Source organism: Streptomyces sp. NPDC101110, assembly GCF_044759525.1.
In the GTDB taxonomy this organism is placed as follows: Bacteria; Actinomycetota; Actinomycetes; order Streptomycetales; family Streptomycetaceae; genus Streptomyces.
Genome location: NZ_JBIVZM010000012.1, coordinates 161,135 through 185,564, shown reverse-complemented (window position 1 = coordinate 185,564; position 24,430 = coordinate 161,135). Strand labels below are relative to the sequence as shown.

Sequence of the window (24,430 nt, the reverse complement as noted above, 5' to 3'; positions counted from 1 at the left end):
ACCACGAAGTGGATCTTGGTGGACGGCTCAGCGGCTGTGGACAACTCCGTCACCCACACGAGGAACCTCAGCCGCTCGGCAGCTCCAGGTCGCTCTTGTTCAGCTCCTCGATGTTCACGTCCTTGAACGTGAGGACCCGGACCTGCTTCACGAACCTCGCCGGCCGGTACATGTCCCAGACCCAGGCGTCGGCCATGGAAACTTCGAAGAACACCTCACCCTGGACCGAGTGCACCTGCATCTCGTAGTCATTGGTGAGGTAGAAGCGCCGCTCGGTCTCGATCACATATTTGAACAGACCGACGACATCGCGGTACTCCCGGTAGAGCTTCAGCTCCATCTCGGTCTCGTACTTCTCGAGGTCCTCGGCGCTCATGGCATGTTCCCCTTCAGCCGTGCGATCCCCCCATTGTGCGCCAGTCCCGCGAGCCCCTAGACGATTTCCGGGTCAAGGATCACAGGCCTGGCCGGGGGACCTTCGTCGAGCAGCGTGCGCAGCAGCCCGGCGAGTCTGGTCGGATACACCGTCTCATGTGCCCGGCTCAGTTCCGGACACGTCCACCAGCGCGCTCCGGCGACACTGCGCCGTTCCAGTTCGGTCAGTGCGGTGGCGGCCACCGCCGTGCGCTCGGTGCGCGCGAGGTAGTACCACTCGTCCTGGTCCCAGCGGCGGCCCGCGAACGGGAAGGAGCATCTGCGCCGCCACAGCACCGGCCCGAGCTCGACGTCGGTGATGCCCGTCTCCTCGGCGAGTTCCCGCAGGGCGGCCTGTTCACGGGTCTCCTCGCCCTCCACCCCTCCTCCGGGGGTGAACCACCAGTCGTCGGCCGGGTCGTCCGGCTCGTGCCCGTGCAGCAGCAGAATCCGGTCCGCGGGGTCCAGCAGCACGACCCGGGCGACCCTGCGCAGGCCGCCCGCGTAGGTGTCCTGGCCCGCTCCCACGGCCTCAGCGGGCACGCGCGGGCTCCGCGCTCTCCCGGCGGGCCCGGGAGGCGCCCGCACGCTTGGCGATGGGCCCGTAGGCGCCTCCGCCCAGGACGAGCACGGCGCCGGCGATCACGAGGAGGACGATCGTCCGCAGCGGTCCGGGTGAGGAGAGGGCGTTGAGCGGCTCGAAGCCGGTGGGGCGCTCCAGCATGCCCTTCATGGGCCACACGACGGCGTCGACGCGGGCGTCCACGGCGGAGCGTGCCACCGTGCCGCTGGCGGCGTCGGTGAGGTGGGCCGTGGAGTCCACGGAGTTGCCCCGCTCGTCGCCGAGCAGGAAGAGACGGCCCTTGGGGACGGTCACGGTCGGGAAATTGCTCATCTCGGCCGGTGTTCCCTCGGGCAGGTACGTTTCGTCGATCTCCTTGCCGTTGACCTTCAGCTTGCCGTCCTGGCAGCAGGAGACCGTGTCGCCGCCGACGGCGACCACGCGCTTGACCATCGGGGCATTGGCCCAGGTCGCGTCCTTGAAGACGACGACGTCACCGCGGCGCACCTCGTCGCCGTCGACACGCTGCGCCATGATCCGGTCGCCCGCGTCGATCGTCGGTGTCATCGAACTCGTGGGCACGGTGTACGGCCGGTAGACCACCGCTCCCCAGGCGAAACCGCCGAGAAACAGCACGAGGCCCAGTGCGACGGCCAGCCCGGACAGTCGCTGTCCGGTCCGGCTGCCCACCGGGCCCGTGCCCGGGCCGCCGCTGCGCGGGGCCGTGTGCGTCATGCTCTCGCCACCCATGGGTCCGCACCCTACCCGGGGGTACGGTCCGGGGTCAGCCCATGGCCGGGATCACTGCTTCCGGCGGCGCCAGAGCACCACCGGCACCACACCGAGGAGCGCGATCCCCTGCGGCGCGACCGCCGGACCGGCGGCGGCCGGCTGGGCGTTCAGCCCGGGCTGGTCGAAGGTGTCCGGGACCGGCAGGTTGGCCCAGCGGGTGACCGGCCACGCGACGACGACGGCGCGGCCGACGACGTCCTTCACCGGGACCATGCCGTGGTTCTTGTCGGCCTGGTTGTAGCGGGAGTCCCGCGAGTTCTGCCGGTGGTCGCCCATGACCCAGACGTAACCCTCGGGGACCTTCACCTTGAACTGGCCGCCCTGGTCGTCCACGCTGCACGGGGTGTTGCCGGCGTAGACGTAGTCCTGCTCGTTCAGCGCCTTGCCGTTGACCGTGAGCGGGCCGGTGTTCTTGCACTCGATCGTGTCGCCGCCGACACCGATGACACGCTTGATCAGGTCCTTCTCCTCCGCTGACGGCATGAGGCCGATCCAGCTGAGGAAGGTCTGCAGGGCGTTCGGGTCCGTGGTCGGCTCGCCCGCCAGCCAGTTGTCCGGGTCGTGGAAGACGACGACCTCGCCGCGCTCGGGCTCGGAACCGAACCAGGGCGTGAGTTTGTCGACCAGGACGCGGTCACCCTGCTGGAGGGTGTTCTGCATCGAGTCGGAGGGGATCGAGAACGCCTGCACCAGGAAGGTCTTGATCAGCAGCGCCAGCACCAGCGCGATACCGACCAGGATCGGCAACTCCTTCCAGAAGGAGCGCGGCTTCCTCGGTGTCCTCGCCGTGCCGCCCGGCCCCTGGCCCTCGGCCGTCGTCTGCTCGCCCGTCACCCTGCCATCCTCGGCTGTCCCGGAGTCACTCCCGGAGGTCACGGCGCTGTCCGCGGCCGGGACGGCGGATTCCGCGGGGCGTCCGCGGTGCTCCTCGCCGTCGTGCCCGGACCGTGCGCCAACCGCCACATCCCCCACGCCAACTCCTCACTCTGTGCCTCCGCCTGCCCCATACGCGGCGCAGGCCCACCACTCCCATAACGAGCGGGAGTTCCGCAGGGGTCGGGAGCTGGATCGTTCCGTTCGCATCGTAGGTGGCAACCCTATGCGACAGTTCGGGAGCAGCGGCCGACCCGGTGGCCGAGTCGGACACGGAGGCGTAGGTATTCGGCTCCTCCAGCATGTTCCAGTGGCCGAAGGGCCAGGCGATGACCATGGCGCGGCCCACCACCTCGTCCTCGGAGACCGTGCCCCCGTAGTCGGTGTCCTGGTGGGCGCGGGAGTCCGCGGAGTTGTTGCGGTGGTCGCCCATCACCCACAGCCGGCCCTGGGGGACCGTGATGTCGAACGGCGTGTCGGAGGGGGCGGCACCGGGGTAGAGGTAGTCCTCGTCGAGCGGTACGTCGTTGACGGTGACCCGCCCCTGCGTGTCGCAGCACTTGACGCGGTCGCCGCCGACGCCGACGACCCGCTTGATGAGGTCCTTCTCGTTCTCGGACGGCAGCAGGCCGATGAAGGTGAGCCCTTCCTTGACCTGCTTGATGACGACGGGGTCGGCCTTCTGCGTGGTGGGCTGCTCGTCCTGGAGCCAGCCGCCGGGGTCCTTGAAGACGACGACGTCGCCGCGCTGCGGTGTCGAGCCGAACCACGGGGTGAGCTTGTCGACCAGGACGCGGTCGCCGATCTGGATCGTCTGCTCCATGGAGCCGGACGGGATGACGAACGCCTGGACGAGGAACGTCTTCAGCACCAGCGCTATCAGCACGGCCACGCCCACGAGGAGTGGTATCTCCTTGACCGCACCGCGCCTGCGCCGTCGTTTGACCTTGCGCTGGAGCTTGCGGCGCTCGGCACGCGTACGGCCGCCGCCGGACGGGCCGGCGGCGCGCCGGGCGCCGGTGGGCAGCAGGTTCTCCGCGGGGCCCGCAGGGACGCCGCGCGGTTTGCCGCGGTTACCCATGGGCGCCCGCCTTGCCGGCGTCGGACACACCCGCGTAGGCGTCGGGCCGGTGCAGCCGGGTGGCGTGGGCGAAGGGCCAGACGATCCCGTCGGCACGGCCGATCACGTCGCCGACGGGGATCATGCCGCCGCCCGGCGAGCCGAGGTGGTCGCGTGAGTCGCTGGAGTCGCTGCGGTGGTCACCGAGGACGAACAGGGTGCCGTCGGGCACGACGACGTCGAAGGGCACCTCGGACGGGCTGTCGCCGGGATGCAGGAAGCCCGATTCGTCGACCGGCCGGCCGTTCACCTGGATCCTCCCCTCCCTGTCGCAGCAGACCACGCGGTCTCCCCCCACACCGACAACGCGCTTGATGTAGTCCGCGTGCCCGAAGTACCCGGTTCCGTCGAACACGACGATGTCTCCCCGCTGCGGCACGGCACCGAAACGGTACGCCAACTTATTTACGAGAACCCGGTCCCCGATCCTCAATCCGGGTTCCATGGATCCGCTGGGGATCTGGAAGGGCCGCAGGACGAACGTGCTGAGCGACAGCAGGAACACCAGGCAGAGCAGCAGGGTGAGGGTGATGCGGCCGCCCGGGACCCAGGAGCCGGCACGCGCCGCGAACGCGAAACGCGACCGTTCCTCCGGCCCGGCGGGTTCCGAGGTGGTCTCGGAACCGGAAGGGCGGGAGGAGCGGTCGCGTTTCGTCGGCTGTGCTTCGGTGTCCATCGGAGCCAGATGCTATCCGGCCCCGAGGTGAACCCCTCAGAGCGCTCAGCTCTCGCGCTTCTCCTTGATCTTCGCGGCCTTGCCGCGCAGCTCGCGCAGGTAGTACAGCTTGGCGCGGCGGACGTCACCCTTGGTGACGAGCTCGATCTTCTCGACGATCGGGGTGTGCACCGGGAAGGTGCGCTCGACGCCGACGGAGAAGGAGACCTTGCGGACCGTGAAGGTCTCGCGCACGCCGGCACCCTGGCGACGGATCACGACGCCCTTGAACTGCTGCACACGGGAGCGGTTGCCCTCGATGACACGGACGTGCACGTTGACGGTGTCGCCCGGGCGGAAGGCGGGGACGTCGCTGCGCAGCGACGCGGAGTCGACGGTGTCGAGCAGGTGAGACATTTCGTCTGCTTTCCTCGCTGATGCCACAGGTCATCAACGGAAACTAGGTGTTTCGGGATCAGGTGTGTGCGGTCGGGGCGGACGTCGTCTCCCCCTGTGGCAGGGGCGCACGCCGGACGGACGCACAACAGCTGGCTATTCTTCCACGCCGTCGGTCCTGCGCCAAAATCGGCCGTACGGCTCCCCCGCCGGGTCCGGTGCCCAGCCCAGGATGGAGAGCATCTCGCGGTCCTTCTTGTCGAAGGCCTTGGGGTCGCACCGCTCGATGAGGTCGGGCCGGTGGGCGGTGGTGCGCTTGAGGGCTTCGTCGCGGCGCCAGCGGGCGATCTTCCCGTGGTGGCCGCTGAGCAGCACATTGGGGATGTCCCGGCCGCGCCACTCGGGAGGCTTGGTGTAGACGGGCCCTTCGAGCAGGTTCGCCATGGCGCCGGGCGCGAAGGAGTCGTCCCGGTGGGACTCGGCGTTGCCCAGGACGCCCGGCAGAAGCCGCGCCACGGCCTCGGTGACGACGAGGACGGCCGCCTCGCCGCCGGCCAGGACGTAGTCGCCGATGGACACCTCGTACACCGGCATCCGCGTGGCGTACTCGTCGACCACGCGGCGGTCGATGCCTTCGTAGCGGGCCGGCGTGAAGATCAGCCAGGGTCGCTCGGAGAGGTGGACGGCGAGTTCCTGGGTGAAGGGCCGGCCGCTGGGCGTGGGCACGATGAGGGCGGGTGCCCGGGAGCCCGTCTCGTAACCGTCGGCCAGGACGGAGTCCAGTGCGTCCCCCCACGGCTCGGTCTTCATGACCATGCCGGGGCCGCCGCCGTAGGGGGTGTCGTCGACCGTGTTGTGACGGTCGTAGGTCCAGGAGCGCAGGTCGTGGACGTGCACGTCGAGCTGTCCGCGCGCGCGTGCCTTGCCGACGAGGGAGACGTTCAGCGGTTCCAGGTACTCGGGGAAGATCGTGACGACGTCGAGGCGCATTACGCCTCGTCCCGGCTGGACGCGATCTCGGCGCGGTCGTCGATCAGGCCCGGGGGCGGGGTGATGACGGCCTTCTGCTCCTCCAGGTCGATCTCGGTGACGATCTCCTCGACGAAGGGGATCATCACCTCGCTGCCGTCGGGCCGCTCCACGATGAACAGGTCCTGGGTGGGCAGGTGCGAGATCTCCGTGATGCGGCCGACCTCGGTGCCGTCGGCGGTGACCACGTCGAGGTCGATGAGCTGGTGGTCGTAGTACTCGTCCTCGCCCTCGGGCAGTTCCTCCGGGTCGATCTCGGCGATCAGGAGGGTGTTGCGCAGGGCCTCGGCGCCGGTGCGGTCGCTGACGCCCTCGAAGCGCAGCAGGAGACGGCCGCTGTGGACGCGGCCCGTCTCGATGGTGAGCGGTCCCGCGGATGCGGGGTCGGTGGTGAGTACGGCACCGGGGCCGAGCCTCAGCTCCGGCTCGTCGGTCCGCACCTCGACGGTGACCTCACCCTTGATGCCATGGGCACGGCCGATCCGTGCGACTACCAGCTGCACGTGTCCATTCTCCTGTCATACGACTGCGGGCCGGGGACGGCCCAGTGGCCCTCCCCGGCCCGAGCCGGTGCTGCTGCGAAAGCGTCAGCGGACGTGGTCCACGTCGACAAGGTCGACGCGGACGCCGCGACCGCCGATGGCGCCCACGACGGTACGCAGGGCGCGTGCGGTGCGGCCGTTGCGGCCGATCACCTTACCGAGGTCGTCCGGGTGGACCCGGACCTCGAGCACGCGGCCGCGGCGCAGGTTGCGCGAGGCGACCTGCACATCGTCGGGGTTGTCGACGATGCCCTTCACGAGGTGCTCGAGAGCCTCCTCGAGCATGCTCAGGCCTCGGTCGAAGCGGACTCGGCGGCCTCGTCCTTCTTCTCAGCCTTCTTCTTCTGGGTGATCGCCTCACCCTTGCCCTCGTCGTCGCCGCCGATGGCCTCGAACGACGGACGCGCGGCCTTCTCGGGCTGCGTCAGCAGCGGCGCCGGGGCGGGCTCGCCCTTGAACTTCTGCCAGTCGCCGGTCTTCTTCAGGATGGCGAGCACGGGCTCGGTCGGCTGCGCGCCGACACCCAGCCAGTACGCGACACGGTCCGCGTCGACCTCGATGACCGACGGGTTGTACGTCGGGTGGTACTTGCCGATCTCCTCGATCGCACGGCCGTCACGACGGGTACGGGAGTCGGCGACGACGATGCGGTAGTGAGGCGAACGGATCTTGCCCAGACGCTTCAGCTTGATCTTGACTGCCACGGGAGTGGATTCTCCTGGATTTGACGTGGTTGGGCACGGCGAGAATGCCGCGTGGGGTTGCGGTACCCGAGTGCCCGATGGACGCGTCAGCCGGAGGAGAGAGGGGTCCTGTGCGACTGTCGAGTACAGCTAGCCATTGTGCCACACGCGGCGGGTCGCTCCGGGCCGGGGGCCGGATCCGCCGTGCGGGCATGCCGATGGCGCACCCGGCGTGAGAGGTGAGTACGCCGGGTGCGCCATCGGCCCGAGCCCTGCGCCGAGACCGGCAGCCACGAGATGCCGGTGCCGGGCGTCAGCTCGCTACCGCTCCCACGATGTCCGGGATCCGGAACGGCTTGCCGCAGCCGCCGCAGACGATCGGGGCCTGGGCGAGTACGGACGGGACGACCCGGACGTTGCGCCCGCAGTCGCAGACCGCCTTGACGCGGACACCGCCACCCGAGGAACCGTGCCGGGCGGCCGGCCCCCGGAAGGTGCGGGACGTGTCTGAGGAGGTCGCGGCGGTGTGGGCCTTCAGGGCGCGCTGGAGACGCTCCATCGTCGGGCGGTAGCGCCGCTTCGCCTCGGGGGTGAGCGTGACCAGGGAGAAGCCGCTGCTGGGATGCGGTTCCTCGGGGTGGTCCAGGCCCAGCTCCTCGGCGATCGCGAGGAATCTGCGGTTGTGGTAGCGGCCGGCACGGGAGGTGTCGCGGACGCCGCGTGAAGCGGCGATGCCATGGACTGCCTCATGGAGCAGTCGCTCGAAGGAGAGCTCGTGACCGCACGCGGACGACGACTCCCCGATCAGGGACTCTGGCGCGGCAAGGTCGGGCAACTCGGGGTGGTACCGCTGAATATCGGCCCACGCCTGTGCCAGCTCTGCGGCGAGAACAGGTGGTGTCTGTGTCGTGCTCACGTAATGACAACGAGCCGGGGTGCCCCAGTGTTCCGATTCCGGGCCATCCCAAATAATTTGCACTTACCCGTCAGTTGCCTCTGATGCGTCCCGACGAGGGCGGGTGCGCCGATCTGTGGAGAAGCCTCACAGCTCACCACAAGGTGGTGCGTAGTTCCGTATACGTCCGCCCGTCTCCCGCCACCACCCTCAACCGAGGCCCTTCCGGCCACCTGGGGCGGCGCCTGGCAGAACCCGCGCGCTGGGGAGCCAGGCGTCCGAGAAAACGCAAGAGATGTTTCGGTCGCCTTGCGCCTCACTCAGTAAGCGCGCGCGACGACCGCGACGTTACCCGGTGCGTCACCTTCCTCCGGGACCGACCCGTCCTCGGCGACCAGACACCGTACGGTCACCGCGTGATCGGCGAGCTTGGCCTCGCCCTCCTCGCCCAGGACGGCCCAGGGGATGCGTGCCCAGCCGCCCGCAGTCGCCGCCTCGACCGCCTCCGCGAAGGTGGAAACCTCGGCCGTCCGGGACTCGCGGCGCTCACGGGACTGCTCCAGAAGCAGCGCCTGGTCCTCTTCCAGGACCTTCGGCAGCAGCCCGACCAGATCGTCAAGCCCGACCGGCTCCTTGCCCCCGGGGATGCGGCGGGCCAGCATCGCCGTGCCGTTCTCCAGGTCGCGCGGGCCGATCTCGATCCGGACCGGCACACCCTTGAGCTCCCAGTCGACCGCGCGGCGGCCGAAGGGGGTGTCGGTGCGGTCGTCGACGTGCACGCGGACACCGGCCGCCTTCAGCCGGTCGCCGAGCTCGCGAACCTTGGCCAGAACCGCCTCGTCGCCCTTGATCGCGAGCACGACGGCCTGGATCTGTGCCAGCCGCGGCGGGACGCGCAGGCCGTCGTCGTCGCCGTGCATCATCACCAGGGCGCCGATCATGCGGGTGGTGGAGCCCCAGGAGGTCTGCCAGACCAGCTCCTGCCGGCCGTCCTTCGAGAGGTAGCCGGTATTGAAGGCCTTCGCGAAGTTCTGGCCGAGTTCGTGGCTCGTGGCCATCTGCAGGGCCTTGCCGTCGCCCATCATGCCTTCGAGCGTGAGGGTGTTGATCGCACCGGCGAACCGCTCCTTGACGGTCTTGCGGCCGGGGACGACGTCCATGGCCAGGACGTTCAGCATGAAGTCCTCGTAGACCTGCCGGTGGATGTGCGCGGCGAAGTCGCGTGCCTCCTCGTACGTGGCGTGCGCCGTGTGGCCCTCCTGCCAGAGGAACTCGGAGGTCCGCAGGAACAGCCGGGGCCGCAGCTCCCAGCGCACGACGTTCGCCCACTGGTTGATGAGCAGCGGAAGGTCGCGGTAGCTCTGCACCCACTTCGAGAAGTACTCGTTGATGATCATCTCGGAGGTGGGGCGGACCACGGCCGGCTCTTCGAGCTCCTTGCCGCCGCCGTGGGTGACGACGGCCAGCTCGGGCGCGAAGCCCTCCACGTGGTCGGCCTCCCTGGCGAGGTACGACTCGGGGATGAGCAGGGGGAAGTAGGCGTTCTGGGTGCCCGTCTCCTTGATGCGGGCGTCCATCTCCGCCTGCATCCGCTCCCACAGCCCGTACCCGTACGGGCGGATGACCATGGTGCCGCGCACCGGACCGTTGTCGGCGAGTTCCGCTTTGGTGATCAAGTCCTGGTACCAGCGCGGGAAATCGTCCGCCCGGGGGGTGAGAACAGGTGCCTTCGCCATGGCGAGATGGTACGGGCCCACGTTGCCGGAATGTGAAATCTCGCCATAGGCACATGACAACTCACAAGCCCTGCCGCATTCCACTGGACGACGGGTCGAGGGGGGAGTTTCCTGGCATACGGGGGTAGTGCGAGCGCACTGTCACGGGGGCCATGGAATCGGGCAAGAGGCAACTCTCGGCGGATTGGGGCGCTTACTTATGACACCTACGCTCGTGCGGCAGCACCTGCCTCACGCGGGGGCCGCACCCCGCGTGGACCTGCGTGCACGCGCGCGTGACTGGTCCGAGATCCAGGAGCGGATGCTCGTACCGCTCTACGAGGCCGTCTACGAGCGACTGGAAGTGGGTCCCGCGACGCGGCTGCTCGGTCTCGGCTGCGGTTCCGGGCTCTCCCTGCTGATGGCCGCCGCCCGGGGAGCGGCGGTCACCGGTGTCGACGCTTCCCCGGAGAGAATGGCCCTGGCGCGGGAGCGGCTGCTCCCGGAGGCGTCGGGGACACGGGCGCGTCCGGACACCCGGCTGGTCGACGGCTCGCCCCGGGACGCCGCGGAGCCTGGCGCTCCCGGCTTCACCCTGGTGACCGCCTTCGAGCCGATCGGGTGCCTGGCGGGCGACTCGGAGGGGCTCAGCGGACTGCTCGCGGAGGCGACGCCGCTCGCCCGGCGCGGTGCGGCCGTGGTGCTGGCGGGCTGGGGTCCGCCGGAGCGCTGCGCCACGGCGTCGGTGATGCGGGTGGCCACGAAGCTGGCGGAACCGCTGCGCAACTCGGGCGCATGGCGTCCCGCCTGCCGCGACGACCTGGAGGACGTCGCCCAGCGGGCCGGGCTGAGGCCGGACGGTTCGGGGCGGGTGGCGTGCCCCTTCGGCTACGCAGACGTGGACAGCGCGGTACGCGGCCTGAAATCGACGGGTCTGTTCGACGCGGCGATGAGGGCGACGGACCAGGTGCAGGTCGACAAGGAGCTGGCCGAGGCCCTGCATCCGCACCAGCGTCAGGACGGCACGGTGTGGATGCCGAACGTGTTCCGCTATCTGATCGCCCGGACACCGTGACGAACGAGTTTCCGATGCAGGTGTGAACAGTGTGAAGAAAGCACCACGGAGTGCTTTTGGTTCCACCAAGTGGATCATGAACGCTTAATGTGATCCACCGCCAGGGGGACCTACACATCTGCATACAGGAGCTGTTGTGCCGCACCACCAGACCGCGCTGCGCCTCGTCGCGTCCGTCGCCGTCCTCGCCCTGACGCTCACCGCCTGCGGGGGCGGCGACGACACCGCCGACGCGAAGAGCACGGGCACCGCCCAGGCCAAGGCCTCGCCGTCGCCGGAGCCCACCTCCGGCGGTGAGTTGGCGGTCGGCGAGAGCGCCACCGGCAAGGTCGCGGAGGACCCGGGCGAGGTCACCTATGAGGTCCTGGCGCAGAAGGTCGACCTGGGCACCGAGGCCGAGGCGGCGAAGGCGGTGTCCGAGCCGGACAAGGTCAAGGGCAAGGTGCTGGCCGTCGCTCATGTGAAGTACACGCACAAGAGCGGGCCCGCCCTCACCGAGGGCTCCGACGTGCACGACGGCACGACGGTCTTCGCCGACGGGCAGCGCGGCTCGGTCCTCATCGGCGCCACCGAGGACGCGACCGGCTGCGAGGACCCCTACGACGTCGACAGCTGGAAGCAGGGCGAGAGCCATGTCTTCTGCGAGACGTACGTGATCCCGGCGAACGCCAAGAGTGTCGAGGTCCACTGGGCCGAGGAGGACGGCGAGCCGTTCGTCTGGAAGTTCCCGAACGGCTGACCGGCGAGCCGCCGACACACCGCTGAGGGCGCCCTCCGGACAAGGGGGGCGCCCTCAGTGCGGTTCGGACGAGCCGTCAGCCCATGAACTTCTTGAACTCGTCGGGGAGTTCGAAGTCCTTGCCGCCCTGCTGCGGCAGCCCGAAGGCGCTGCCGCCCTCGGCCGCGGCGGCCCGGCGGGCGGCCTCCTCCTGCTCCTGCTGCTTGCGCTTCATCGGGTTGCCGGAGCGCTGCTTGCCCTTGGCCTGCTTCTGCTTCTTCTTCGTACGGCCGGGGCCGCCACCCATGCCCGGCATCCCGGGCATCCCCGGCATGCCGCCGCCCTGGGCCATGCGGGACATCATCTTGCGGGCCTCGAAGAACCGCTCCACCAGGTTCTTGACCGCGCTGACCTCGACGCCGGAGCCCTTGGCGATACGGGCGCGGCGCGAGCCGTTGATGATCGTCGGCTCCTGGCGCTCGGCCGGGGTCATCGACTTGATGATGGCGGCCGTGCGGTCGACGTCCCGCTCGTCCAGGTTGTTGATCTGGTCCTTCATCTGGCCCATGCCCGGCAGCATGCCGAGCAGCTTGGAGATGGAGCCCATCTTGCGGACCTGCTCCATCTGGGCCAGGAAGTCGTCCAGGGTGAAGTCCTGGCCCTTCTTGGACGCCAGCTTGGAGGCCATCTTCTCGGCCTCTTCCTGGCTGAACGTCTTCTCCGCCTGCTCGATCAGGGTGAGGAGGTCACCCATGTCGAGGATGCGGGAGGCCATCCGGTCAGGGTGGAAGGCGTCGAAGTCGTCGAGCTTCTCGCCGTTGGAGGCGAACATGATCGGCTTGCCGGTGATCTGCCGGATCGACAGGGCCGCACCACCGCGGGCGTCACCGTCGAGCTTGGAGAGCACCACGCCGTCGAAGCCGACGCCGTCGCGGAAGGCCTCGGCGGTGTTGACGGCGTCCTGGCCGATCATCGCGTCGACGACGAAAAGGATCTCGTCCGGGGAGACGGCGTCGCGGATGTCCGCGGCCTGCTGCATCATCTCCTGGTCGATGCCGAGGCGGCCGGCGGTGTCCACGATCACGATGTCGTGGACCTTGGACTTGGCGTGCTCGATGGAGTCCTTGGCGACCTTGACCGGGTCACCGACGCCGTTGCCCGGCTCCGGCGCGTAGACGCTGACGCCGGCGCGCTCGGCGACGACGCTGAGCTGGTTCACGGCGTTGGGGCGCTGGAGGTCACAGGCGACCAGCAGCGGCGAGTGGCCCTGCTCCTTCAGCCAGCGGCCGAGCTTGCCCGCGAGGGTGGTCTTACCGGCACCCTGCAGACCCGCCAGCATGATCACGGTGGGGGGCTGCTTGGCGAAGCGCAGACGCCGGGTCTCGCCGCCGAGGATGGTGACCAGTTCCTCGTTGACGATCTTGAGGACCTGCTGGGCCGGGTTCAGCGCCTTGCTGACCTCGGCACCCAGGGCGCGCTCCTTGACGTTCTTGATGAACGCCCGGACGACGGGAAGCGCCACGTCCGCCTCGAGCAGCGCGATCCGGATCTCGCGTGCCGTGGCGTCGATGTCCGCCTCGGAGAGCCGTCCCTTGCCGCGCAGGTTCTTGAAGGTCGCTGAGAGGCGATCGGAAAGAGTATCGAACACGGCGCTCGCGGTCCTCGGGGTCGGTGGCTACAGGGAATCGCCCTCCAGGGTATCCCGGCGTGACAAGTCGCCGGGTCGCCCTCACCCCCGCAGTGTCTCCTCCAGCTTCCGCGCCACCGCCGCCGCCTCGTCCCCGGGCAGGGGTGCGCCTTCCGGGCCGGTCACGTAGAAGGCGTCGACGGCGTTGGCGCCGAGGGTCGAGACGTGCGCGCTGCGCACCCGCACGCTCGCGTCCTCCAGGGCGCGTCCGATGCGGAACAGCAGGCCCGGGGCGTCCTGGGAGCGGACCTCGATGACCGTGGCCAGCCGGGAGGCGGCCGGGTGGACCGACACCCGGGCCGCAGGGGCGACGACGCCCCGGCGGCGCGGATAGGCCGCGTCCCGTTCGGCGAGGCGGCCGGCGATGTCCAGGGAGCCGTCCAGGGCCCGGACCAGGTCCGAGCGCAGCCGGGCGGCCTGCGGCAGGGAGCCGTACTCGGCCGCCACGCGCCAGTCCAGCAGCAGGACGGAGCCGTCCACACCGGCCGGGAGGTGCAGGGAGCGCAGCTCGGCGGTGCGTACGGTCAGCCGGTGCATGGCGAGGACGCCGGCCACCGCGGGCAGCACCCCGGGCTGGTCGGGTACGGCGATGAGCAGCTCCACCCCGAGCGGCTCGGGGTCGCCCGACGGCTCCTGCCCGGCGGGCGGCTCGGTCTGGGCACGCAGGGAGAGCACCGGGCTGCCCGTCGCGGCCGCCTCCAGGGCGAGCCGCTCCTGCTCGGCGGTCGGCGCGGCCTCCTCGGGGTCGTCCGGGGCATCCCCGGCGAGCACCGCCGAGGCCCGTTTGACCAGGTCGGCGACGAGCGAGCCGCGCCAGGACGACCAGGCGGCCGGGCCGGTCGCGAGGGCGTCGGCCTCGGTGAGCGCGTGCAGCAGCTCCAGGGTGCCCTCGGACCCGACGGCCTCGGCGACGGACCGCACGGTGGCCGGGTCCTCCAGGTCGCGCCGGGTGGCGGTGTCGATGAGCAGCAGATGATGCCGTACGAGGGTGGCGATGACCGTCACGTCGTTGCGGTCGAAGCCGATCCGGGTGGCCACGTCCTTGGCGATGATCTCGCCCGCCACGGAGTGGTCGCCCGGCCAGCCCTTGCCGATGTCGTGCAGCAGCGCGGCGACCAGCAGCAGGTCGGGGCGGCTGACCCGGCGGGTGAACTCGGAGGCGCGCACCGCGGTCTCGATGAGGTGCCGGTCGACGGTCCACAGGTGCACGGCGTTGCGCTGCGGGCGGCAGCGGACCCGCTCCCAGTCGGGCAGCAGCCGGGTGACCAGCCCTTCCGCCTCCAGCGCCTCCCAGACGTCAATGGTGGGGCGGCCGGAGCCGAGCAAGGTGACGAGCTGTTCGCGAGCCTCGGCGGGCCAGGGGGTGGACAGCGGGCGCACGGTGGCCGCCAGGCGCCGCACGGCGTGCAGCGAGAGCGGGAGTCCGGCCTGCGCGGCGGCTGCCGCCGCGCGCAGCGGCAGCACGGGGTCGCGTTCGGGGCGCGCGGCGCGGGCGAGCACCACCTCGCCGTCCTGCTCCACCACGCCCTCGGCCAGCGGGGACCGCTCGGCGGTCGGCTTCCCGCCGCCGAGCATGGCGCGCAGCCGGGGCCGGACGGCTCGCGATCGCAGGACGCGCCCCACCTCGCGCCAGGTGACGTCGCTGGCGTACGAGATGATCCGGGCCGCCTCGTACACCTGGCGCAGCAGGGTGTCCGCGTCGAGCAGGCCGAGTTCGGCGGCCACTTGGTCCTGCTCCTGGAGGGCGAGCCGGTCGGTGGCGCGCCCGGTGGCCAGGTGCAGGGCGTCCCGGACGTCGAGGAGCCGGCGCCGGGCGTCGGCGAGGCCCTCGCGGGGTGCGTCCGCGAGCCAGGAGGCGGCGACGGCCCGCAGCGCGGTGGCGTCCCGCAGCCCGCCGCGGGCCTCCTTCAGGTCGGGCTCCAGCAGGTATTGCAGCTCGCCCTGCCGCTCGGCGCGTTCGGCGCACAGTTCCTGGAGTTCGGGCAGGCGCTTGGGAGCCTGGTTGCGCCAGTCGGCGAGGACGGCGGTGCGCAGGGAGGCGGTGAGGCCGAGGTCTCCGGCGACGTGCCGGGCGTCCAGCAGGCCGAGCTGCACCTTGAGGTCCTCACCGGCGGTCTTGCGGGCCTCGTCGGGGGTGCGCACGGAGTGGTCCAGGTCCAGGCCCAGGTCCCAGACGGGATACCAGAGCCGGTCGGCGAGGGCGGCGACGGCCTTGGTGTCGCCGCCGTCGTGCAGCAGGAGCAGGTCGAGGTCGCTGCGCGGGGACAGCTCTCCGCGTCCGTAGCCGCCGACGGCGACCAGGGACGCGCCGCGCAGCCCCTCCGCACCCGCGGCGAACAGGCCGCCGAGCCAGTCGTCGGTGAGTTCGGCCAGGGCCGCACGACGCGGCGGCCCGGACCGCGCCTCCTCGGTGAGGAGACGCAGCCGGGCCGCCGCGTAGCCGCCGGGTCCCGAGTCCTCTGCTTCGTTCTGCACGTTCGTACCCGTCACCCGGCGACTCCTGTTCTTCTGTGTCAGAGCGCGTCCGGACCGCGCTCGCCGGTCCGGACCCGTACGGCGGTGTCGACCGGGATGGACCAGACCTTGCCGTCACCGATCTTGCCGGTGCGGGCGGCCTTCACGACGACCTCGATGAGCTGTTCGGCGTCGTCGTCCTCGACCAGGACCTCGATGCGGATCTTGGGGACCAGGTCGACGGTGTACTCGGCGCCCCGGTAGACCTCGGTGTGTCCCCGCTGACGACCGTAGCCGCTGGCCTCGGTGACCGTCAGGCCGTGCACGCCGAAGGCCTGCAGGGCCTCCTTGATCTCGTCGAGCCGGTGCGGCTTCACGACGGCGGTGATGAGCTTCATGCGTCCACCTTCTTGCTCGCGGTTGCGGCGACCGGGGCCGTGACGGCCGTCTTGGCGGCGCCGCCACCGGCGCCGCTGAAGTCGTATGCGGTCTCGGCGTGCTCGGCCTGGTCGATGCCGGCGACCTCGTCGTCCTCGGGGACCCGCATACCCATGGTCTTGTCGAGGATGAAGGCGAGGACCGCGGAGACGACCAGGGAGTAGCCGAGCACCGCGAAGACACCGGCGCACTGCTTCCAGAACTGGGTGAGGCCGCCGCCGTAGAAGAGGCCCTCGACGGTGGACTGGCCCTTGCCGCTGGCGAAGAGGCCGATCAGCAGGGAGCCGGCGACACCGCCGACCAGGTGGACGCCGACGACGTCCAGGGAGTCGTCGTAGCCGAACTTGTACTTCAGGCCGACGGCCATGGCGCACAGCACACCGGCGATGGCGCCGACGGCGATCGCGCCGAGCGGGGTGACCGCGCCACCGGCCGGGGTGATGGCGACCAGGCCCGCGACGGCGCCGGAGGCGGCACCGAGCGTGGTGAACGCGCCGTGGCGGATCTTCTCGTAGATGAGCCAGGCGAGCATGGCGGCGGCGGTGGCGACCTGCGTGTTGACGAACATCAGCGCGCCGACGCCGTCGTCGTTGCCGAGCCAGGAGCCGGCGTTGAAGCCGAACCAGCCGAACCACAGCAGACCGGCGCCGAGCATGACCAGCGGCAGGCTGTGCGGGCGCATCGGGTCCTTCTTGAAGCCCACGCGCTTGCCGATGACGAGGATCACGCCGAGGGCCGCGGCACCGGCGTTGATGTGGACCGCCGTACCGCCGGCGAAGTCGATGACGCCCAGCTCGAAGGCCCAGCCGCCGGTGCCCCAGACCCAGTGCGCGACCGGGAAGTAGACGACCGTGGCCCACAGGGCGATGAACAGCGCCCACGCGCTGAACTTCACCCGGTCCGCGAGGGCGCCGCTGATCAGGGCGGGCGTGATGATCGCGAACATCAGCTGGAAGACCAGGAACACGAACACCGGAATGGTGTAGCCGGGCCACAGCTCCGTCAGGCCGATGTTGCCGAGTCCGACCCAGTCGGAGTTCCAGCCGATGAGGCTGCCGGAGTCGGTGCCGAACGCCATGGAGAACCCGTACAGCACCCACAGGATGGTGACGATCCCGAGGCTGATGAAGCTCATCATCAGCATGTTCAGGGTGCTCTTGACGCGGACCATGCCTCCGTAGAAGAAGGCCAGGCCCGGCGTCATGAGCATCACCAGGGCGGAACAGATGAGCATGAACCCTGTGTTCGCGGCAGAGAGCTTGGGCGCCTCTGCGGCAAGGGTGATGGCTGGTGCCATCGGCGTCTCCTCGTCATTGGTACGGCCCCGTGCGGGCGAAGCCTCGAAGCGGAATGAGGGGTGGGCCGGTTATGCGCCACGAGATTGGCGCAGCGCGGTTTCGGTCGAAGCCCCTCGTTGTTTCGCGACCGTGACGAAGGCGCGTTCTGTGTTACGCGTCGATGAACTGCCCGATTGCGGGCGAGCCGATCGTTATCGTGGCGCAACCTTCGGCTTTCAGGCAGCCGTGGGCGCATGGAACCGGCCGCGGTCGGCCTTCCGATGACCTGGCATGGGGGAGCCGAGTCGGGCAGTTCGGGAGGGCCGGCCGCGGCCGGGGTTCAGGGGGTCCTGCCGCTCCTCAGACGGCCTCGGCGGTCTCGGGCAGCTCGGCCGCGAGCCGCTCGGTGAGGTCGACGACCTCACCGAGGTCGCCGAAGTCGCGCGCTGCGGTGTCGACCGTCTTTCGGATACGGGTGTTGACCCGCTCGGAGCGGACCTTCTTGGCGACCAGCATGGCCTCGGTGGCGAAGCCCGTGCTCCGCTCGGGCTCGCGCTGAAGGAGGTGGACCGTGGCCATGCCGATGAGGTTCAGCGCGTAGGAGCGCTGGTGCTCGCCGTCCTTGGCGAAGAGCTCCACGGCCCGGTCCATCAGGGGCTCGGCCAGTGAGGCGTAGGTGGGACTGCGGCCGGCGACGTAGGCCAGGTCGCGGTACGAGTGGGAGTTCTCGCCGTACAGCTCGGCCTCGGAGAAGAAGCGGATCCAGTCGGGGTCCGGCTCGTCCCACTCGTCGGCCTCGGCGAAGGTGTCCTCGGCCATCCGCACCGCCCGCTTGCACTTGCCGGGCTGCCCCATGTTGGCGTAGGCGCGGGCCTCCATCGCATACAGCATCGACTGGGTGCGCGGGCCGGCGCAGTCCCGGCTGCCGTACTGCGCGAGGTGGATCAGCTCCAGCGCGTCGTCGGGCCGGCCCAGGTGGATCATCTGGCGACTCATGCTGGACAGCACGTACGACCCGAGCGGCCGGTCACCGGCCTCCTTGGCGGCGTGCAGCGCGAGGACGAAGTACTTCTGCGCGGTCGGCTGGAGCCCGATGTCGTACGACATCCAGCCGGCCAGTTCGGCCAGTTCGGCGGCGACCTTGAACAGGCGCCGGGTCGTGGACTCCGGCTGGGGCTCCTGGAGGAGGTCCGTCACCTCGTGCAGCTGCCCGACGACCGCCTTGCGGCGCAGGCCCCCGCCGCACTGGGCGTCCCACTGCCGGAACATCACCGTCGTGGACTCCAGGAGGTCCAGCTCCGGCTTGGAGAGACGGCCGCGGGCGCGCCCGGAGCCGCCCGCGGACCCGGGCTCGGAGCGCGGGGCCGGGGGCGAGGGGACGAGCCAGCGCTGCATGGGCTCGATGAGGGCCGGGCCCGCGGACAGGGCCAGCGAGCTCCCGAGGAAGCCGCGCCGCGCCAGCATCAGGTCGCTGCGCGAGAACTCGCTGAGCAGGGCCACTGTCTGCGGGCCCGTCCACGGCAGGTCGACGCCGGTCGCCGAGGGTGACTGTCGCGCGGTGCGCAGGCCCAGGTCCTCGACGGAGACGACGACGCCGAAGCGCTCGGAGAACAGTTCGGACAGGATCCTGGGGATGGGCTCACGGGGGTTCTCGCCGTCGAGCCAGCGGCGCACGCGCGAGGTGTCCGTGGAGATGTGGCTGGCGCCCAACTGCCGTGCCCTGCGGTTGACCTGGCGGGCGAGCTCGCCCTTGGACCAGCCGCTGCGCACGAACCAGGAGGTGAGCAGCTCGTTCGAGCGCTTGTCGGCGTGCGTCGCGCTCGCAGCGTTCGTTCCGCTTCCGCCGTTGCCGCTCACTGGAACGCCCCCATCCCTGAGACCACTTGTCGCCGAGTGCGCCAAGCCCTATCAGCATGCCGGTTCACACCACCGCCCGTCCGGCCCTTGTCACCCTTCGAACGGAATGACGACTTGCCTCCGGCATACCCACGAGCGCATGTGCCCCCAGGACTCGTGCACACAAAGTAATCCTACGATCACCCGTCCAGCCACGGCTCACACGGAAACGCCACCATTCGCCACCCCTTCGAATGAACTCACGTACACCCAGGCGCGATTCACTTGACACAGCACGACCAAGAGCGGGTGCAGCGATGCATTCGGGGGCGCGCGTCGCCGGGCGTACCACCCTGGACACGTCCGGGCGCCGAGTGGAGCGACCGCCACCGGGAAGGCGGAAACAGAGAGTCACGCACCGCGCCCGCTGCGTAACCGCCGGGCGTCGGACCCGTTGGAGGGGGCATGGGCTTCACGATCGGCATCAACCGTGGCATGCGCGACATCCGGTCCGGCTCACGCCGCCGCCGCACGTCGGACGGCACCGCCGTCGCCGAGTACACCGGACTGTGGGGCTGGGACGTGGTGCCGGGGGCCCGGGCCTCGGCGGGCGCCTGCTCCTGCGGCCGCGGCGACTGCACCGCGCCGGGCGCGCACCCGCTCGACTTCGCGCCGGTGCTCCCGGCCGGAGCGACCCTGGACGCCGTGACCGGGACGTGGGCCGAGTTCCCCGGCGCCTCGGTGATGCTGCCGGTCGGCGGGGCGTTCGACGTCATCGAGGTGGCCGAGCCCGCCGGCTGCCGCGCACTGGCCCGGCTGGAGCGCATGGGCCTGCCCGTCGGCCCGGTCGCCGTGACCCCGGACGGCCGCGCGCACTTCTTCGTCGCCCCCGGCGCAGCCGCCGACCTCCCCGGGCTGCTCTACCGGATGGGCTGGGACGACCCGGACGCGCTCGACCTGCGCGGCCTCGGTCCGGGCACGCACATCACGGCACCGCCCTCCGACCGCGGTGGCCTGGGCCCGGTGCGGTGGCTGCGCCCCCCCGCTCTGGACTCGGCGTCCCGCCCGCCGGAGGCCCGCCTGGTGCTGGGCACTCTGGCATACGTGGCCCACCGGTCGTGGGCCTAGTCACGGCGCGGCCCACAGGCGGACGGACACACACGGCGAAGCGCCCGGCCCCGACCGGATCCCGGGGGGCGGGCGCTTCGCCGTGCGATACGGCTTTCGTGGGTGAATCCTCGGTGAGTGCCGGGCTCACTCTCCGATAAGGGCGTCAACGAACGCCTCCGGCTCGAACGGCGCCAGGTCGTCCGCTCCCTCGCCGAGTCCGACGAGCTTGACCGGGACGCCCAGCTCGCGCTGGACCGCGACCACGATGCCGCCCTTGGCCGTGCCGTCGAGCTTGGTGAGCACGATGCCGGTGATGTCGACGACCTCGGAGAAGACCCGGGCCTGGACCAGGCCGTTCTGGCCGGTGGTGGCGTCCAGGACGAGCAGCACCTCGTCGACCGGAGCCTGCTTCTCGACGACCCGCTTGACCTTGCCGAGCTCGTCCATGAGGCCGGTCTTGGTGTGCAGGCGGCCGGCGGTGTCGATGAGTACGACGTTCGCACCCATCTCCTTGCCCTCCTTGACCGCGTCGAAGGCCACGGAGGCCGGGTCGCCACCCTCCGGTCCGCGCACGGTGTGGGCGCCCACGCGCTCGCCCCAGGTCTGGAGCTGATCGGCGGCGGCGGCACGGAAGGTGTCGGCGGCGCCGAGCACGACGCTCTGCCCGTCGGCCACCAGGACGCGGGCGAGCTTGCCGGTGGTGGTGGTCTTGCCGGTGCCGTTGACGCCGACCACCATCACGATGCCCGGCTTGCGGTCCTCCGGCTCGGTCTTCACCACGCGGTCCATGTCGCGGCCGACCAGCGTGACCAGTTCCTCGCGGAGCAGGGTGCGCAGCTCCTCCGGGGTGCGGGTGCCGAGCACCTTCACGCGCTCACGCAGCCGCTCGACCAGCTCCTGGGTGGGCTGCACTCCGACGTCGGCGGTGAGCAGCGTGTCCTCGATCTCCTCCCAGGTGTCCTCGTCGAGGTGCTCGCGCGACAGCAGCGTGAGCAGCCCCTTGCCGAGGGCGTTCTGCGAGCGGGAGAGCCTGGTCCGCAGCCGGACCAGGCGGCCGGCGGTGGGTTCCGGGATCTCGATCTCGGGAGCTTCGGCGGGCGGCTCCTCGACTACGACCGGAGCCGAGCCGTCCGGGAGATCCACCTCCTCTATGGTGCGCCGCGGTTCCTCCCGCGGCGTCTCGGCCTCGTCGCCGACGTGCGGCTCGGCCGGTGGGGCGGTGATGTCGGGCGCCGCGGGCGGGGGCGGAGGCAGCTGCTTCTTGCGCCGGCTGCCGACGATGAGCCCGCCGAGCGCGCCGATCACGACCACGGCGATGACTACAGCAAGGATGACGATGTCCATAACGGGTCCAGTATCAGTCATGGGCCCCCGGGTCACCCCGCTCGCGCCGCCCCTCGGGGCCGGGTGCCGCCGGATCTCCACACCCCTGGATGTCTGACGCCTCGTCAGCTAACGTCCCCCGGACACCCGCCCGGCGGAGGGAGACGCCCCATGCCCGTCACGGTCGCACGTTTCAACCTCGTCGCCCCCGGGGCCGGCCCCGCCGAGCTCGGCGCCCGCTACCGGGCGGCCCTGGAGATGGCCGCGTACGCCGACGACCGGGGCGTGAGCACGGTGCAGACGGAGGAGCACCACGGGGCGGACAACAACTGGCTGCCGTCACCGTTCGCCTTCGCGGGGGCCGTCTTCGGTGCGACGCGGCGTGTCGCGGTCACCGTCTCCGCGATCATCGGCCCGCTGCACGACCCGCTGCGACTGGCCGAGGAGATCGCCGTGCTGGACCTGCTGAGCGGCGGCCGGCTGGTGACCGTCGCCGGGATCGGGTACCGGCCGGCGGAGTACGAGCAGTTCGGCGTGGACTTCACCCGGCGCGGCGCCCTCCAGGACGAGCTGCTGGAGACACTGCTGGCGGCTTGGACGGGTGAGCCCTTCTCCTACCGCGGCCGCACGGTCCGCGTCACACCACGCCCCTTCACCGAACCGCACCCGCTGCTCCTGGTCGGCGGTTCGTCCCGGGCGGCGGCCCGCCGCGCCGCCCGGCTCGGCCTGCCGTTCTTCCCGAGCGCGCACCTGCCGGAGCTGGAGGCGTACTACAAGGAGCGGCTCGCCGAGTACGGCACCGAGGGCTGGGTGATGATGCCCGCCGCCGAGACGCCTCTGCTGCACGTGGCGGAGGACCCGGACCGGGCCTGGGCGCAGTACGGTCGGCACTTTCTGCACGAGGCCCGGACATACGCCGCCTGGCAGCCGGGCGGGATGCGCTCGGCGGTGAAGTCGGCCGCGTCGACGGTCGAGGAGCTGCGCGCCGAGGGCGTCTATCGGATCCTCACCCCGCAGGCGTGCGTGGCGCTGGGGCTGGATTCCTACGTCCTGCATCCGCTGGCGGGCGGGATGCCGGTGGAAGAGGGATGGCGGAGCCTGCAGCTGTTCTGCGAACGGGTGCTGCCGGAGCTGGACCGCTGACGCTGCCGGAGGCCCGGGTCCGGTGCACGACGGACCGCCGCCCCGGCTCGGGCAGTGGCCGAACCGGGGCGGCGGCGGGTTACGGGGAGAGGGGCAGCGGGGACTTGGCCCCTTCTCCCCGAGTCGCGGGGCGGCTCTAGCCCATCTCCTCCAGAGCCTTGCCCTTCGTCTCCTTGACGAACTTCAGGACGAACGGGATCGAGAGCGCGGCGAACGCGGTGTAGATCACGTAGGTCGCGGAGAGATTCCAGTCGGCCAGGGACGGGAAGCTCGCGGTGATGGCCCAGTTGGCGATCCACTGCGCGGCGGCGGCCACGCCCAGGGCGGCGGCACGGATCCGGTTCGGGAACATCTCGCCGAGCATGACCCAGACGACCACACCCCAGGACAGGGCGAAGAAGAGAACGAAGACGTGCGCGGCGATCAGGGCGATCCAGCCCTGCGTGGCCGGCAGCTTGCCGTCGACGAGGTGGTAGGAGAAGGCCCAGGCCTCCAGCGCGAGGCCGACCACCATGCCGACCGAGCCGATGATCGCGAGCGGCCGGCGGCCGATGCGGTCGACGAAGATCATCGCGATGACGGTGCCGACGATGTTGATGATCGACGTGGTGAAGGAGTAGAAGAACGAGTCGGCGGGGTCGACGCCGACCGACTGCCACAGCGTCGCGGAGTAGTAGAACGCGACGTTGATGCCGACGAACTGCTGGAAGACCGACAGACCGATGCCGACCCAGACGATCGGCTTGAAGAAGAAGCCGCCGCCGAGCAGGTCCTTGAAGCTCGACTTGTGCTCGCTCTTCATGGCGCCCTCGATCTCGGCGACACGGGCGTTCAGATCGATGTCCTTGCCCTCGACCTCGGCGAGGATCTCCCGGGCGCGCTCGTGCTTGCCGACGGAGATGAGGAAGCGCGGGGACTCGGGGATGGCGAAGGAGAGCAGCCCGTAGAGGACGGCCGGCACGACCATGACGCCGAGCATGACCTGCCAGGCTTCCAGGCCCATCAGCTTGCCGCGCTGGTCACCGTCGGCCGCGTTCAGCAGACCCCAGTTGACCAGCTGCGACACGGCGATGCCGATGACGATGGCGGCCTGCTGGAAGGAGCCGAGCCGGCCGCGGTAGGCGGGCGGGGCGACCTCGGCGATGTAGGCCGGGCCGATCACGGAGGCCATGCCGATGGCGAAGCCGCCGACGACCCGCCAGAAGGCGAGGTCCCACAGCGCGAAGGGCAGCGCGGAGCCGACGGCGCTGATCGTGAAGAGGACCGCGGCGATCTGCATGCACCGGATGCGCCCGATGCGGTCGGCTATGCGGCCGGCGGTGGCGGCGCCGACGGCGCAGCCGATGAGGGCGATGGCGATGACCTGGGCGAGGGCCGCGGAGCCGACGTCGTAGCGGTCACGGATGGCCTCGACGGCGCCGTTGATCACGGAGCTGTCGTAGCCGAAGAGGAAACCGCCCATCGCGGCCGCCGCCGCGATGAAGATGACGTGCCCGAGATGATCGGGGTGAGCCGTCCTGGCTCCTGACTTGGGTGCCTGCGCTGTGCTGGTCACGTGTACTCCTCGGGCCACCGGCAGCGCTGCCGGAGGGGATCAGCCCTTCGAGGTCCACCTGAAGGTACCTGAAGGTAAAAGGAACGTTGCCGAGACTATGCCTTCAAGTTTCGAAGTCAATAGGGCAGTCACTTTGGA

24 protein-coding genes are annotated in these 24,430 nt (G+C 70.5%); 4 read left to right on the top strand and 20 right to left on the bottom strand.

Features of this window, described 5'->3' with window-relative positions:
- Positions 1-67 precede the first annotated feature (67 nt).
- From ACIQU3_RS26695 to proS, 13 genes are all read right to left on the bottom strand, one after another.
- Positions 68-376 (bottom strand): DUF2469 domain-containing protein, encoded by a 309-nt coding sequence (locus ACIQU3_RS26695; RefSeq protein WP_003993268.1) that lies wholly within the window; start codon positions 374-376, stop codon positions 68-70.
- A 56-nt stretch (positions 377-432) separates the two neighbouring features.
- On the bottom strand, positions 433-957 hold the full coding sequence (locus tag ACIQU3_RS26690; protein WP_403736612.1) for an NUDIX hydrolase: 525 nt from the start codon (positions 955-957) through the stop codon (positions 433-435).
- Positions 947-1,726 carry a signal peptidase I gene (lepB, locus tag ACIQU3_RS26685; RefSeq protein WP_403736617.1) on the bottom strand — a complete coding sequence of 260 codons (780 nt, stop codon included), beginning with the start codon at positions 1,724-1,726 and terminating at the stop codon, positions 947-949. Before lepB (ACIQU3_RS26685) ends, ACIQU3_RS26690 begins: the two co-directional genes overlap by 11 nt.
- A gap of 51 nt (positions 1,727-1,777) precedes the next feature.
- Entirely contained in the window at positions 1,778-2,740 is a 963-nt protein-coding gene (gene lepB / locus ACIQU3_RS26680) for a signal peptidase I (protein ID WP_403928085.1), read from the bottom strand.
- Complete coding sequence (lepB, locus tag ACIQU3_RS26675; protein WP_403736624.1) at positions 2,628-3,722, bottom strand: signal peptidase I; 1,095 nt, start codon at positions 3,720-3,722, stop codon at positions 2,628-2,630. The genes lepB (ACIQU3_RS26680) and lepB (ACIQU3_RS26675) overlap by 113 nt, the downstream gene beginning before the upstream one ends.
- Positions 3,715-4,437 (bottom strand): signal peptidase I, encoded by a 723-nt coding sequence (gene lepB / locus ACIQU3_RS26670; RefSeq protein ID WP_403928083.1) that lies wholly within the window; start codon positions 4,435-4,437, stop codon positions 3,715-3,717. The genes lepB (ACIQU3_RS26675) and lepB (ACIQU3_RS26670) overlap by 8 nt, the downstream gene beginning before the upstream one ends.
- Positions 4,438-4,482: 45 nt before the next feature.
- The gene (gene rplS, locus ACIQU3_RS26665) at positions 4,483-4,833 is read right to left on the bottom strand and encodes a 50S ribosomal protein L19 (protein WP_053668736.1); all 351 of its coding nucleotides are present in this window, start codon (positions 4,831-4,833) and stop codon (positions 4,483-4,485) included.
- Positions 4,834-4,968: 135 nt separating this feature from the next.
- Positions 4,969-5,802 (bottom strand): tRNA (guanosine(37)-N1)-methyltransferase TrmD, encoded by an 834-nt coding sequence (gene trmD, locus ACIQU3_RS26660; RefSeq protein WP_403928081.1) that lies wholly within the window; start codon positions 5,800-5,802, stop codon positions 4,969-4,971.
- Positions 5,802-6,344, bottom strand: a complete 543-nt coding sequence (rimM, locus tag ACIQU3_RS26655) for a ribosome maturation factor RimM (RefSeq protein WP_403736636.1) — start codon at positions 6,342-6,344, stop codon at positions 5,802-5,804. The genes trmD and rimM overlap by 1 nt, the downstream gene beginning before the upstream one ends.
- Positions 6,345-6,428: 84 nt before the next feature.
- Entirely contained in the window at positions 6,429-6,668 is a 240-nt protein-coding gene (locus ACIQU3_RS26650) for an RNA-binding protein (protein WP_003973401.1), read from the bottom strand.
- A 2-nt stretch (positions 6,669-6,670) separates the two neighbouring features.
- Positions 6,671-7,087 carry a 30S ribosomal protein S16 gene (rpsP, locus tag ACIQU3_RS26645; protein ID WP_234847509.1) on the bottom strand — a complete coding sequence of 139 codons (417 nt, stop codon included), beginning with the start codon at positions 7,085-7,087 and terminating at the stop codon, positions 6,671-6,673.
- A gap of 292 nt (positions 7,088-7,379) precedes the next feature.
- Positions 7,380-7,982: a hypothetical protein gene (locus tag ACIQU3_RS26640; protein WP_104781425.1), complete on the bottom strand. Its 603-nt coding sequence runs from the start codon at positions 7,980-7,982 to the stop codon at positions 7,380-7,382.
- Positions 7,983-8,281: 299 nt separating this feature from the next.
- Positions 8,282-9,697, bottom strand: a complete 1,416-nt coding sequence (gene proS, locus ACIQU3_RS26635) for a proline--tRNA ligase (protein WP_403736646.1) — start codon at positions 9,695-9,697, stop codon at positions 8,282-8,284.
- Between the two features lie 199 nt (positions 9,698-9,896).
- Between proS and ACIQU3_RS26630 the strand changes: the two genes are divergently transcribed.
- Together ACIQU3_RS26630 and ACIQU3_RS26625 are read left to right on the top strand one after the other, a co-directional pair.
- Complete coding sequence (locus ACIQU3_RS26630; protein ID WP_403736649.1) at positions 9,897-10,751, top strand: class I SAM-dependent methyltransferase; 855 nt, start codon at positions 9,897-9,899, stop codon at positions 10,749-10,751.
- A gap of 136 nt (positions 10,752-10,887) precedes the next feature.
- Complete coding sequence (locus tag ACIQU3_RS26625) at positions 10,888-11,490, top strand: hypothetical protein (RefSeq protein ID WP_403928078.1); 603 nt, start codon at positions 10,888-10,890, stop codon at positions 11,488-11,490.
- A gap of 76 nt (positions 11,491-11,566) precedes the next feature.
- Here ACIQU3_RS26625 and ffh read toward each other — a convergent pair whose 3' ends face one another.
- From ffh to ACIQU3_RS26600, 5 genes are all read right to left on the bottom strand, one after another.
- Positions 11,567-13,117, bottom strand: a complete 1,551-nt coding sequence (gene ffh / locus ACIQU3_RS26620; protein ID WP_389973782.1) for a signal recognition particle protein — start codon at positions 13,115-13,117, stop codon at positions 11,567-11,569.
- Between the two features lie 81 nt (positions 13,118-13,198).
- A complete protein-coding gene (locus ACIQU3_RS26615) occupies positions 13,199-15,646 on the bottom strand; it encodes a [protein-PII] uridylyltransferase (RefSeq protein WP_403928075.1) in 2,448 nt (815 codons plus the stop codon).
- A 23-nt stretch (positions 15,647-15,669) separates the two neighbouring features.
- A complete protein-coding gene (locus ACIQU3_RS26610; RefSeq protein WP_102907163.1) occupies positions 15,670-16,008 on the bottom strand; it encodes a P-II family nitrogen regulator in 339 nt (112 codons plus the stop codon).
- Entirely contained in the window at positions 16,005-17,345 is a 1,341-nt protein-coding gene (locus ACIQU3_RS26605) for an ammonium transporter (protein ID WP_403736668.1), read from the bottom strand. The genes ACIQU3_RS26610 and ACIQU3_RS26605 overlap by 4 nt, the downstream gene beginning before the upstream one ends.
- Positions 17,346-17,685: 340 nt before the next feature.
- On the bottom strand, positions 17,686-19,182 hold the full coding sequence (locus tag ACIQU3_RS26600) for a hypothetical protein (RefSeq protein WP_403736672.1): 1,497 nt from the start codon (positions 19,180-19,182) through the stop codon (positions 17,686-17,688).
- Between the two features lie 444 nt (positions 19,183-19,626).
- Between ACIQU3_RS26600 and ACIQU3_RS26595 the strand changes: the two genes are divergently transcribed.
- Complete coding sequence (locus tag ACIQU3_RS26595; RefSeq protein WP_403928073.1) at positions 19,627-20,289, top strand: bifunctional DNA primase/polymerase; 663 nt, start codon at positions 19,627-19,629, stop codon at positions 20,287-20,289.
- 126 nt (positions 20,290-20,415) lie between these two features.
- On the opposite strand, the gene ftsY is transcribed toward ACIQU3_RS26595, so the two are convergent.
- Entirely contained in the window at positions 20,416-21,615 is a 1,200-nt protein-coding gene (ftsY, locus tag ACIQU3_RS26590; RefSeq protein WP_403736682.1) for a signal recognition particle-docking protein FtsY, read from the bottom strand.
- Between the two features lie 150 nt (positions 21,616-21,765).
- Between ftsY and ACIQU3_RS26585 the strand changes: the two genes are divergently transcribed.
- Complete coding sequence (locus ACIQU3_RS26585; protein WP_403736685.1) at positions 21,766-22,737, top strand: LLM class flavin-dependent oxidoreductase; 972 nt, start codon at positions 21,766-21,768, stop codon at positions 22,735-22,737.
- A gap of 136 nt (positions 22,738-22,873) precedes the next feature.
- Here ACIQU3_RS26585 and ACIQU3_RS26580 read toward each other — a convergent pair whose 3' ends face one another.
- Positions 22,874-24,292, bottom strand: a complete 1,419-nt coding sequence (locus ACIQU3_RS26580; RefSeq protein WP_403736689.1) for a sugar porter family MFS transporter — start codon at positions 24,290-24,292, stop codon at positions 22,874-22,876.
- Positions 24,293-24,430: the final 138 nt, after the last annotated feature.